The sequence below is a fragment of the Rhodobacteraceae bacterium IMCC1335 genome (genome assembly GCA_039640495.1).
In the GTDB taxonomy this organism is placed as follows: Bacteria; Pseudomonadota; Alphaproteobacteria; order Rhodobacterales; family Rhodobacteraceae; genus Thalassovivens.
Window position 1 is genome coordinate 2084218 of record CP046864.1, and the last position, 12175, is coordinate 2096392.

The window sequence follows — 12175 nt, forward strand, 5'->3', positions numbered from 1 at the left end:
ATTGGAAGCCTTGCCTGAGTTCATCTCCGAGTATCACCAGAAATAGAAAACCCACGGCGCGGTGACCGTGGGCATTGATGCGTAACGTAGGACTTACTGCATCACTATAACTGCACAGGTCATGCGCCTCAAGCTAAAGGCAGAAATATGACAATAGATTGTACGATGGAGCAGATTATCGGATTGCTGAATTTGGAGCCAACTTTCAAGTCAGCACACGAATTAAGGTTTGGCAAAAAAGGTTCACTAAGCGTCAACCTCGCTCAAAACAGCTGGTATGATTTTGAACACCAGATAGGGGGTGGGATGCTGGACTTTATCGTCCATCATGGCCAAGCCAAAGACAGAGCATCCGCAGCACAGTGGCTGAAGGAAAATGGACTGATTGCGCCTTCTGGACCGGCACAAAATCCTAAGCCAATTGAGCGCGCACACATTTATCGCGATGAAAGCGGCACACCTATCAAGAAGAGCATCAAATTTATGGATGGCTCTTGGCGGCAGATGGGTTGGTATGAGGGGCAATGGAGGCCAAAAGTTAAGGGGCTTCGAGATATACCCTATCAACTGGACCAGTTGGCGGCGGACACGTCTGACGGAATGCTTTTTGTCTTCGAGGGTGAAAAAGATGTTGATAGAGCAATTACACTTGGCCTGCTGGCGACATGTAACGCTGGCGGTGCTGGAAACTGGAAGCCCGCGCTCAATCAATTTGTTAAGGAGCGCGTAATCTGTGTTGTACCTGACAATGACAGCGCAGGGTTTGAGCATGCAACAAAGCTGCTTCATGGCTTCGACAAAGATGGGATCGAAGCTTTTATGCTCACATCTTACCTTGACGGCCTCAAAGACAAAGGCGATTTCTCTGATTGGCTAGAACTTGAGGGCAATACGATTGAAAAGTTCATCTCGCTTGCCGAGGCGGACCTAGCCAACAGGCAGCCGCCAGAACAAGTTTATTTAGAAAAGTTCGGCATCAAACCAGCGAGCGCGCTGTTCAATATGCATTTTGAGCCTCTGCGCTTTCTCTATGATGGCCTGATACCAGCTGTAGGCCTTACGCTTTTGGCTGCGCTGCCCAAGGTTGGTAAATCATGGTTTGTATTGAACTTGGCAAAGCACATAGACGCTGATGGCATTCCCGTTCATTACCTAGCTGCCGAAGATAATGAGCGACGCCTGAAAGATCGTGTTCTAGCAGTATTCGGAGGTTACGTTCAGCACCTTACTTACCATGCCGTAATGTCGACAGAGGAAAAGCTACCACGCGGTGCAGCAGCTCTTTCCCACATTGAACTGGTCGCCAAGGGAACAAAGGCACAGTGCGTAGTCATCGATACGGTGCAGAGCATTCTGATGCCCAGCGCCAATAATAAAAATTACGACCAGACCGTCGAAGAATATGACGGCCTGCGCAAACTCGCACATAAGCTCGGAATAGCGATTGTCGTTGTGCATCACTGCAAAAAGACGTCAGACGTGTCCAGCGCGCCGTTGGAAAAGGTTATCGGCAGCATTGGAATAACCGGCACAGCAGAAACGATCCTTGTTATGGAGCAACAGACTGGCACCAAAGACTGCAAGCTGTATGTGACCGGCAAAGACGTCGAGCAGTGCGAGAAGTATTTAAGCTGGAATGGGCATGGCTTTGATATTGGCGATGACGTTCGTGAAGCTCAGCTCGGCGCAACGCAGAAACTCGTGCTTGAGCTGATCAGGGAAAGCCCGCGCTGCATGCAAAAGCATATCGTGGACACGATCGGTAAGGATCAGGGCCAAGTTTCAAGGGCTATAGATCGGCTTATTGAGGTCGGTTTGGTCGTCAAAAAAGAGGGTAGGCTCATGGCGCAGTAGCTATCATGTTTGTCATGCCTGTCATTTTTTGTGTCCAAATATGACGCGAATGATAGGTATGACGGGGGTACCTACCGACAGATTTAAAGAAAATTTCGTTTGAAATTCTGTTTTCTATTGGTATCGTTGCCGCCTAAACTACGGATCCTTAATGCGAATTTTTTATCTGTTTTCTATAATTCTTTGTACGCTTACCATAAGCGCAAAAGCGGAAGACAATCCGTTCGGCATAACTTTCTACGGATCATATTGGCACACAAAAAACGTTCCTAATGCGCTTTTTTTTATTGATGAAATAAAGAAAAATGACAGCTTTAACTTAAGAAAAGCGCTCCGAAATCATGATGTAAAAACCATAGTTTTGGCCAGCCCAGGAGGCGATGTAGATGAAGGGCTGCAAATGGCGGGCATTATATTCGATAAGGAATTGACCACCGTTGTTCCGGTTACAGGAGACTGTGCCTCAGCCTGCGCATTTATGTTCTTTGGCGGAAAAAGCCGCCTCGCAAATGGTCGTCTAGGTGTCCACCAATTTAAGTCTAGTAAGGACGGAGAGGCTAAAATTGGTCAAGTTCAAGAGGGAACCCAATTTTATGTTTCAGAAATAATTGGCTTTCTAAATGAATTTGAGACCCCAAGATTTGTGTTTGAAAAAATGTTTCAGCAATCGGAAATGTATTATTTTTCCGATGATGAACTGGCGCAGCTAAATGCCAATGAAAGTGAAATCGAAGTAGCTCAAATCGAAAGTTTTCTTGAGGATTTTGGCAAATATCTGGACAACCAAGAGAAGAAAACGCAGAAAGAGAAATCTGAACCTGAAATTACAGAAAAAGACTTCTTTTCAATGTTACAGAAGCGCCTTAATGAAGCAGGATGCTCAGCTGGGGTCGTTGATGGAATTTTTGGTCGTAGAACCGAGCGTGCCGTAAAGCTTTTTGCAAAAACTGCCAATCTCAATTACACTGATGACCTCATTTATTCGGAAAACTTTCTTAGTAAGCTTGCAAGCGCACCAGCAAAATTTTGTCCTGTACCAAAAAAAGCCACACCACCAAAAAGCAACCTCCCGCCTAGAGTGCTGGCTGGCATCTGGGACACCGATTCCACATGTCGTGGAAGAAGGGTAAAAGGCGTCCTGTCTTTATTTTTCGTTGGGCCATACAAGTCGTCGTCATCATATAGCTATGACGCAATCTACATGGTAAACGGGAATTCCTACAACGGCACTTTGATGCACTATAAGGATCGATTTGAAGCAAGCCTGTTTGGCGAAAATGGGAGGCTTACAGCAACTGGAAGCGTGAACAAGAATTTCAAAGGAGCATACGGCGTCGATTCATCTAAGTGTGAATTTGGAGCGCGTAAGCGAAAATAAGTGCCGCCAGTCTGACCTCGCGCGGACGCGGGTGAACTGGTGCCAAATTATCAGCTCAGCCTCGCTGCCTAGCTTCACGCCAGCAGGCAATGGGATGCGATCATTGATGGCACCAACAAATTCCGCCACCGCAGAGGTCGCGCTATTTTTGTCTGATCTTTTTTTCATGTGAATTTCTGTAAACGCAAAGACGTTTTGATGTGGACGCCGGTTTCTTGATTATGGCTTTTTGAGATCTGACCAGCCCCCGCCGTTTGTGATCCAAGTCACGATTTTTAGCGTAGTTGTTGTATAGTTAGGAGATAAGCTATGTCTGCACATCGTGACTTCCTTCAGTTTGAAACTGTCCTTTCTTACTGCTTCACCAAAACGCGTAGTGATAACTATGACCAAGCAATGCACTATGGTCGGCTAAGCGGTTTCTTTACCAACGCTAATAAATTAACAGCGACTGGAAGCCGTATGGCAGAGTTTTTATTTGATGATTGCAAAGCCGCATAACTGACTAAAAGCTCGAATACTTTGGATCGCTAGGCCACCCATCCGCTACGAGTGCAACGTAGTGACCCTACGTTTAGTTTGACCTAACTCCAGCATCAGATCACCTTTTAAATGGCCTACATTAAGAGGATGATACTGATGAATTATGCATTTCATATAGACTTGGGCGATATGGCCTATGAAACTTGGTACGAGATGTACACCAAGCCCGAGAGTGCTCAAAAGCGCGCAGGTTGGTGGGGGCCAGAACACATTGGGAAAAGCGGCCCAAGCAGCGTCGTTGTGCTGGCTCAAGTAAGTGATGAAGAAAAACTTACAGAACATATGAAGTTTGTTAGAGAAATGGCTTCAAAAATGGGTATGCACCATAAAATTTACAAGCTAGCGCCTGACAGCAGATAAATTTAATCGACGCTCGGATAATTTGGATCTCTAAGCCGATCATCGGCTCCAATAGTCGTGTCATATCCCAACACCACTTCCGATTGGATCGCGCCTGAGTGACAGCGGGGCCAGCATACAATTCGTTGCTATGCTGAGTTGCTAACTATACGATTTTGTATGTGGGAGGTTATTTGCATGACTGATGATGAAAAGCAGGCGCTCAGGAATTCAATCGCCGGCAAAAAAGTGTCCGAGATGACAGCACAAGAACGTGAGCTTTTTGATCAAGAGTTTCAGTATGGATTTAAAGATAAGCCTCAAAAAATAAAGCCTACCGATATAAAATCTGAACTACCCTCAAAGCCTAAAGATCTAACGATGGGATTTCTCAGCCGAATGAATTTAATCGTCAGAAAGTAAGTACATCAGCCCCCACAGCAGATAATAACGCGCCGACGCACAGGCGCGCACGCGTGCCAAAGTTTCAAACAATAATCAAGATTTGTGGGGGCGAATGTGGGGGCTAAAAAAACACATTATCACTAAATAATTGAAATATATTGTTATTTAAAGAAAACGTGGCGGAGGAGGTGGGATTCGAACCCACGGTAGACTTTCACCTACGTCGGTTTTCAAGACCGGTGCATTCAACCACTCTGCCACTCCTCCGACCAAACCCGAATAGCTGGACAAGATTGATTCTAAAAGAGCCAATCTGAAATAAAACCGACTTTCCTAGCCGAATTGGCTCAAAATTAATATCATGGCGTCATCTGACCCCAAAACCTTCATTGCCATGCGACGTATATATTTGCGCGACTCAAAAACAACCAATTCTTCTAAAAGATTAACCCAATGAGCTACCAACCGGCATTGAAACTTCAACATTAACCGATAAACTGTAAATAACGCATATCAGTATGGGCAGAATGATGTTTTGGCGGTTTTCGGCAGATCAACGTAAAAGGAGAGGGGTAATTACATGTTTTATGTTCTGCATCTGCGCGTTAATAGGGCAGGTAGCCTGGTCATTTGATACCAAAGCCAAAGCCGCCTACGCGATTGATTTAACCAGCGGCTCGGTGCTGCTGTCAAAAAACTCAGAAACGCCCTTGCCGCCGGCTTCTATGTCAAAACTGATGACGCTTTATATGGCATTCGAGTTTATTCGGGCGGGCCGTTTAAGCCTTGATGAAAAGCTCCCCGTTTCTGAACATGCGGCTGGCTATGGTGGCTCAACAATGTTTCTGGATACATCCGATCGCGTCACGGTGGAAGATCTCTTGCGCGGGATTATTGTGTTATCTGGAAATGATGCCTGCGCGGTCATCGCCGAAGCCCTATCGCCCGATGGAACCGAAGCGGGCTTTGCCACTATGATGACGCAGCGCGCGAAACAACTTGGAATGAAACAGTCAACTTTTACAAATTCCAATGGGTGGCCACAGATCGGACACGCGATGAGCGCACATGATCTAGTCCTTTTAGCAGCTACTCTGATCAAAGATTTTCCAGAATTCTATCCGCTTTTCGCCGAACAACGCTTTGAATTTGATGGAAGAGCCCCTGCCAATACGCAAAACCGGAACCCTTTGTTGAAATTGCAGATCGGAGCTGACGGGTTAAAAACGGGTCATACAGAAGAAGCCGGATATGGGCTTGTAGGATCGGCCATACAGGGCGAACGCCGTATTGTGTTTGCGCTTTCAGGCTTGGGGTCGGCGCGCGAGCGTGCGGAGGAAGCAGAAGCGATGGTGAATTGGGCCTTCCGGCAATTCTCGCTGCGCCCCCTAAGCTCGAAAGGTACCCCGCTGGCATCGGCGCCAGTTTGGAATGGCAGCGAAAAATCAGTTGCTTTGGCTTTAAACAAAGACCTTCAAGTTTTGGTGCCCATTATGAGCAAAGACAGCTTGGCGTTGCGGATTGAGTATAATGGACCTATCCCCGCCCCCATTAAACAGGGCGATAAAATAGCGGATCTGATCGTTTCATCTGACGGTTTACTCGATAGCCGCTACGATCTTTTCGCGGTAACTTCAATACCAGTTGGTGGGTTTTCTGCACGGCTGAGGACTGCGGCGATTACGCTGAAAAATATGCTGATCGACGGTCCAGAGGCGGCATTTTGAACTATCCCGGCCGTTTCATCACGTTTGAGGGCATAGACGGGTCTGGCAAATCAACGCAAACCAAGCTTTTGGCGGCGCGCTTGCAAGACGAAGGATTTGACATCATTTTAACCCGAGAACCCGGTGGCTCAGAAGGTGCCGAAGAAATTCGCGATCTGGTTCTGCAAGGGGCAACCGACAGATGGTCAGCTGAAACCGAAATACTATTATTTACCGCGGCCCGGCGCGATCACATCGAACGAACGATTTTACCCGCGCTAGCCCAAGGCAAAATTGTCATCTGCGATCGCTTTGCAGATTCAACCCGCATGTATCAAGGTATAAGCCGGGGAAATCTGCGGGCGCTCGTGGATCAGTTGCACCATCTTATGATCCCTTATGATCCCGATATTACGATTTTAATCGATATGGATCCGGAAATCGGATTGAAACGGGCGAAAGCGCGCGCAACATCAGAGGAACGCTTTGAAGATTTTGGTCTTGATCTGCAAAAACGCATGCGCAGCGGATTTTTAGAGTTAGCGCGTGAATTTGACACGCGTATCGCAGTTGTGAACGGCAATCGCGATATCCCAGAACTGGCAGAAACCATATATCAACGCGTTAAATTGGCCTTCTCATGAAGGATCTTGAGCCCCTGCCTCTGTCGGATCAAATTTCAGGGGCGCCGCATCCTTCTGAAGCCATAGAAATTTTTGGTCAGGATAGCGCTCAACAACAATTTTTAGAGGCTTTTGACAGAGGCCGTTTGCATCACGCGTGGTTGTTAAGCGGCCCACGCGGCATTGGCAAAGCAACGCTTGTTTGGAAAATTGCCAAATTCCTGCTCACAACGCCAGATCCGCTCGCCCATGACGGCCTGTTTGGCGCGATGTGCCAAAACGTATCTAAATTGGAAACACCACCAGATCACCCAGCCCTGCCCCGTATAATGGCCGGTTCAGAGCCGACGCTTTACGTGCTTAGACGCAGCTATGATGAAAAGCGCAAACGCTTTAAACAAAATATTACGGTTGATGATGTGCGCAGCCTAAAAAGCTTTTTTGGCCTGTCAGCGGCCGATGGTGGCGCACGCGTGGTTATAATTGATGCCGCCGATGATATGACGGGCAGCGCCGCCAATGCGCTGTTAAAAATGCTGGAAGAGCCACCCAAAAACGCCTTTTTGTTTTTGATCAGCCATCAACCGGCCGCCCTCTTACCAACCCTGCGCTCGCGCTGCCGAGAGCTGCGCCTCTTTGCCTTATCCCAAGATATGGTGCAGCAAGCTCTGACCCAGGCAAAAATCCACCTTTCTGAAGAACAAAGCCCACTCATCACCCGCCTCTCTGCAGGGTCAGCCGGTCAAGCAATCCGTTTGGCACAGCTTGACGGAGATGCGCTTTACAGCGCTCTAATTTCCACTCTGCACACTTTACCTAATCTGAACCAAAGCACCGCTTTAAAATTAGCTGAAAGCTTTGCAGGGCAAGCAAATTCAGAGCGTTTTGATTTGTTGATCGACCTTATCGACTATATTTTAGGGCAAACTGCGAAAACCTCGCTTATCCCGCCGGATCCCGATGCCGATCCTACAGCTCTTGATCAAAAGCTGTTCACAAAACTTAATAAAGGATCAATAAGCGCCCGTAAATGGGCCCTCGTGCAACAAGATATTTCGCAACGAATGCTGCATGGAAAGGCGGTCAACCTTGACCCGGTGACATTGATCCTAGATATGTTCTTCAAGATAGAAAAATGTGCTGCAGCATTGTAAGAGCCAAAGGCCGTGAATGAACATACCCCCCGCGATCACTGATAGCCATTGCCATCTGGATTTTCCAGATTTCGCCGATGAGCTTGATTCTATAATAAGCCGAGCGCAGGCCGCGGGCGTGCATCGCATCGTCACGATTTGCACGAAGTTGCAGAATGAACCTTCTGTGCGCGCTATCGCAGAGCGATATGCGCCCGTTTTTTATGCGGCGGGCATTCATCCGATGAGCGCAGCAGATGAACCTTTGGTCACGCTTAATGAACTGCTCGCGCTTTGTGAGCACAAAAAAATGATAGGGATCGGGGAAACAGGGCTTGATTATTATTATTCAAGCGACAGCGCAAAGATTCAAAAAGCCTCGCTTTTGGTGCATATACGCGCAGCGCAACAAAGCGGATTGCCCTTGATTATCCACGCCCGTGCAGCGGATGAAGAGATCGCTGACATTTTGAGCGCTGAGTATAAAAATGCGCCCTATTCTTGTGTAATGCATTGTTTTTCCTCTGGCGAAACCTTGGCGCGCAGATGTTTGGATTTGGGGTTTTACCTGTCACTTTCTGGAATCACAGCCTTCCCCAAAAGCGATCAATTGCGGGCAATTTTTAAATTGGCGCCGCAAGAGCGGCTTTTGGTGGAAACCGACAGCCCCTATTTGGCGCCGCCACCCCATCGTGGCAGGCGCAATGAACCTGCATATGTGGCGCTTACCGCCCGCGCGGCGGCGGATTTTTTTGGACAAGACTATGCTGCATTTGCCTCGCAGGTTGAGAAAAATTTCAACCAACTTTTTGCAAAAGCTGCCGCCTATGAGGCCAAGCAATGACAGAACAGTTACGGTTTCGAATTTTGGGATGCGGGTCCTCGGGCGGGGTGCCGCGGCTTGGCGGGAATTGGGGGGCTTGCGATCCCAATAATCCCAAAAATATCCGAACGCGCTGCTCGCTTTTGGTTGAGCGCCAAGGTGAAAATGGCCGAACACAAGTGCTGATTGACACCTCACCGGATATGCGCGCGCAGCTTTTACAGGCGCAAGTGGGCCGTTTGGATGCGGTGCTCTATACGCATGACCACGCCGATCATGTGCACGGGCTGGATGATTTGCGTATGATTGTGTTTAACCGGCGCAGCCGCCTACCCGTTTGGGCCAACAAAGTCACAAGTGCCGGCCTGCTCAGTCGCTTTTCCTATGCGTTCAAACAACCTGAGGGCTCTGCCTACCCTCCCATTTTGCAGCTCAATCACATCGAAGGGCCTGTGCAAGTTGATGGCGCAGGCGGTCAGATTGAATTCACGCCGTTTGAAGTTGCGCATGGGCAAATCACTGCATTGGGGTTTCGGATCGGTCCCGTGGCTTATCTGCCCGATGTTTCAACCATGCCACCTGCCGCGTGGGAGGCTCTGGCCGGCATTGACTGCTGGATCCTGGACGCGTTGCGCCGCGATCCGCACCCCTCACATTCCCACTTGGCCCAAAGTGTTGAGTGGATCAATCAATCAGGCGTTGCCCGCGCCGTTTTAACCAATATGCACAATGATTTAGATTATGCCACCTTGCAGGCTGAGCTTCCCAAACATATTCTGCCCGCCTTTGACGGGATGGTTCTTTCCTATGATCTTTGATCTCGTTAAGCCCCAGCCATGCACGCGTTAATAGAAGTTATTTTTCCAGTTTTTTTGGTCATTGGGTTCGGCTATGCCGCCGTCTGGGCAGGCTTTTTTTCTACAGAGTCTGTTGATGGATTGATGCGTTTCACGCAGAATTTTGCAATCCCATGCCTTTTATTTGGTGCGATCGCCTCGCTTGATTTGAGTCAAGTTTTTGATTTTGCGCTTCTGTTTAGCTTTTACAGTGGCGCAACGGTTTGTTTTCTGGCTGGATTATTTGGAGCAAGGCTTTTGTTCCAGCGGCCCTGGGAAGATTGCGTTGCCATTGGCTTTTGCTGTCTGTTTTCCAATTCTCTCATGCTTGGCTTGGCGATTACCGAACGCGCCTATGGCACGGCTGCATTGACCTCAAATTACGCGATCGTCGCCTTGCACGCCCCTTTTTGTTACTGCCTTGGCATCTTAACTATGGAAATTGTACGCAACCGGCAGAAATCGGTCTTGCCCGTTGTAAAAAGCGTTTTTATCGCCATGTTCAAAAACGCCCTTTTTCTGGGCATTTTGGTCGGCTTTGCCGTCAATTTTCTAAAGGTTCCGCTTCCCAGCCCTGTCACCGAGGCCGTTGATATGTTGGTTCAAGCCGCGCTACCGGCAGCGCTGTTCGGGATGGGAGGCGTTTTGTACCAATACCGGCCTGAAGGCGATACAGGGCCAATTTTATGGGTTTTGGCGGTGGCCTTGCTGCTGCATCCCTCTTTGGTTTGGATAAGCGGGCAAGCCCTGTCACTTGATCAAGCGGGGCTGCGCTCGGCTGTGTTAACCAGCGCGATGGCTCCTGGCATCAACAGCTATGTCTTTGCCAATATGTATGGGGCTGCCCGACGCGTGGCAGCCTCGGCGGTCTTATTCAGTACCTCAGCCTCTATCATTACCGTCTGGGGCTGGTTGTATTTTTTGCCGTAAAACATCTGATCATTATGCATATTTTTCAATATGAAATGATTAGAATACAGCCTAGGCTGTGGCGGATGAATATGACAATATCAACCACAAAAGCTACCGGATTCTCATGACTGCACAACACATATATGGCCGTTACCACGTTTCTCCACAAATCGATATTGCGGATGTTGATGATTTAAAAAAGGCCGGTTTCACGACGATAATCTGCAACCGACCAGATTTTGAAGTTCCTCTAGAAGTGCAATCCGAAGTTATAAAAGTCGCAGTTGAAGCGGCCGGAATGCGGTTTGAAGTGCTACCGCTGAGCAGCCACAGCATGGACCAGGAAACCATTGCCCATCAAGTTGAATTGATAGAGCAATCACAAGGGCCCGTTCTGGCCTATTGTGCCTCTGGAACACGGTGCACGATCATCTGGGCCTTATCACAAGCGGGTCAGCGCGACGCAGACGAAATTTTATCATTAACCGCACAAGCGGGCTATCCATTGGACGGGCTACGGCCTTATCTTAGCAAAAGCGCATAGCCATAAAGCCACGCTGGGTTTTGCTCCAACAGCAGGTTAGATGGCCTTTTGCTTGCGTTTCAAAACCGAAGGCAAATACAAAACCCGCTCAAACTTTGCCTTCATTTTCCCCGTCCTGCGTTTCATTGCCACTTGGCTGCGCCCCCTTCAGCGACTCAACCTGCTCAGGAGGCGATGCAGGCCCAGTAAGCTCAGTTTCGAGGGTATTTAAAACGACTGCCCGCCGCAGCCCTATTTTCCCTAACTTTACCGGCAGAGGCGCAGCGCCCCCCTCGGGCCGAAGCAAGGCATTGTCAAAAACCGTTTGAGGAAGGGGTAAGATCGTGCCTTTCTGCCATTTTTCAAGCGCATTCCAAGGTATTAAAAAGCGGTGTAGCTCTGCGCGTAAATTTGCCTGTAGCGACATCAAATCGGTTTGCACGCCCAGCTTTAAACCTTCGCCCTTTTGCATCACCGAACCCAAGCTCATTATTTCGCAGGGAACCGCAACCATAATCACTAAATTATCGGCGACATTTTCAACCGAAAAACTGATTTGAAATGTCGTGAAATGAGAACTGCTTAACCACAAACACAAAGCGTCTGGATCCTGTGCGGGAAACCTCACGCGCAATCCTTTCAAAGCTTCTTGCAAGCGCACAGAAAGCCCTTTCAGCGACATTGATCGCAAAACCTCATCTATGAAGGGGGCAACCAACGCAAAATCAGTGCGCGTTGAGGTGCGTCCGCGTGCCAAAGCATGCCCCAAAACGCGCCCCAATGTTTGGATTTCGATCAAACATCTGAGCGCAGTACCATTCAAGGCCGCAAAACCTAACGTCTCATCGTCGCCTTTTAAAGCTGTAATTAGAACAAAATCCTTTAAAGCTATAGCGATATCCTGCGCTAAAAGCAGCTGCGAGTCGTGATGCGCTGGACGCAGCGCTAAGTTCATCTGCCCGAGTGCTGATTTGGCGAAAGAGATTTGCAAACCTTCACTGATGATCCGGTGGACCTGCTTTCCTTGTGGACGCGCTAAGCTGGCTTTTTGGCGCAATATATTAGCGGCTCTCTCGATCGCGCTTTTCCTAAGCAAGATG

At 48.5% G+C, this 12175-nt stretch carries 13 protein-coding genes and 1 tRNA gene; 12 read left to right on the top strand and 2 right to left on the bottom strand.

Going from position 1 to position 12175, the window contains the following annotated elements:
• Positions 1-147: 147 nt before the first annotated feature.
• The 5 genes from GN241_09925 to GN241_09945 all read left to right on the top strand — a co-directional run bounded on the left by GN241_09925 (position 148) and on the right by GN241_09945 (position 4537).
• Positions 148-1854, top strand: coding sequence for an AAA family ATPase (locus GN241_09925; protein ID XAT57651.1), 1707 nt, complete (start codon positions 148-150; stop codon positions 1852-1854).
• A gap of 151 nt (positions 1855-2005) precedes the next feature.
• Complete coding sequence (locus GN241_09930) at positions 2006-3232, top strand: hypothetical protein (GenBank protein ID XAT57652.1); 1227 nt, start codon at positions 2006-2008, stop codon at positions 3230-3232.
• A gap of 309 nt (positions 3233-3541) precedes the next feature.
• Complete coding sequence (locus GN241_09935; GenBank protein ID XAT57653.1) at positions 3542-3733, top strand: hypothetical protein; 192 nt, start codon at positions 3542-3544, stop codon at positions 3731-3733.
• Between the two features lie 138 nt (positions 3734-3871).
• Positions 3872-4135 carry a hypothetical protein gene (locus GN241_09940; GenBank protein ID XAT57654.1) on the top strand — a complete coding sequence of 88 codons (264 nt, stop codon included), beginning with the start codon at positions 3872-3874 and terminating at the stop codon, positions 4133-4135.
• A 177-nt stretch (positions 4136-4312) separates the two neighbouring features.
• A complete protein-coding gene (locus tag GN241_09945; protein XAT57655.1) occupies positions 4313-4537 on the top strand; it encodes a hypothetical protein in 225 nt (74 codons plus the stop codon).
• Positions 4538-4696: 159 nt separating this feature from the next.
• Here the strand turns inward: GN241_09945 and GN241_09950 are convergent.
• Positions 4697-4786: transfer RNA gene (locus GN241_09950), tRNA-Ser, on the bottom strand.
• Between the two features lie 320 nt (positions 4787-5106).
• Between GN241_09950 and GN241_09955 the strand changes: the two genes are divergently transcribed.
• From GN241_09955 to GN241_09985, 7 genes are all read left to right on the top strand, one after another.
• Complete coding sequence (locus tag GN241_09955) at positions 5107-6246, top strand: D-alanyl-D-alanine carboxypeptidase (protein XAT57656.1); 1140 nt, start codon at positions 5107-5109, stop codon at positions 6244-6246.
• Complete coding sequence (gene tmk, locus GN241_09960; GenBank protein ID XAT57657.1) at positions 6243-6869, top strand: dTMP kinase; 627 nt, start codon at positions 6243-6245, stop codon at positions 6867-6869. Before GN241_09955 ends, tmk begins: the two co-directional genes overlap by 4 nt.
• Positions 6866-8002 (top strand): DNA polymerase III subunit delta', encoded by a 1137-nt coding sequence (locus GN241_09965; protein XAT57658.1) that lies wholly within the window; start codon positions 6866-6868, stop codon positions 8000-8002. Before tmk ends, GN241_09965 begins: the two co-directional genes overlap by 4 nt.
• Positions 8003-8018: 16 nt before the next feature.
• Positions 8019-8825, top strand: coding sequence for a YchF/TatD family DNA exonuclease (locus GN241_09970; protein XAT57659.1), 807 nt, complete (start codon positions 8019-8021; stop codon positions 8823-8825).
• Positions 8822-9622, top strand: a complete 801-nt coding sequence (locus GN241_09975; protein XAT57660.1) for an MBL fold metallo-hydrolase — start codon at positions 8822-8824, stop codon at positions 9620-9622. The genes GN241_09970 and GN241_09975 overlap by 4 nt, the downstream gene beginning before the upstream one ends.
• A gap of 18 nt (positions 9623-9640) precedes the next feature.
• The gene (locus GN241_09980) at positions 9641-10570 is read left to right on the top strand and encodes an AEC family transporter (protein XAT57661.1); all 930 of its coding nucleotides are present in this window, start codon (positions 9641-9643) and stop codon (positions 10568-10570) included.
• Positions 10571-10676: 106 nt separating this feature from the next.
• Positions 10677-11096: a TIGR01244 family phosphatase gene (locus GN241_09985; protein XAT57662.1), complete on the top strand. Its 420-nt coding sequence runs from the start codon at positions 10677-10679 to the stop codon at positions 11094-11096.
• An 88-nt stretch (positions 11097-11184) separates the two neighbouring features.
• Here GN241_09985 and GN241_09990 read toward each other — a convergent pair whose 3' ends face one another.
• The gene (locus GN241_09990) at positions 11185-12171 is read right to left on the bottom strand and encodes a hypothetical protein (protein ID XAT57663.1); all 987 of its coding nucleotides are present in this window, start codon (positions 12169-12171) and stop codon (positions 11185-11187) included.
• Positions 12172-12175 lie beyond the last annotated feature (4 nt).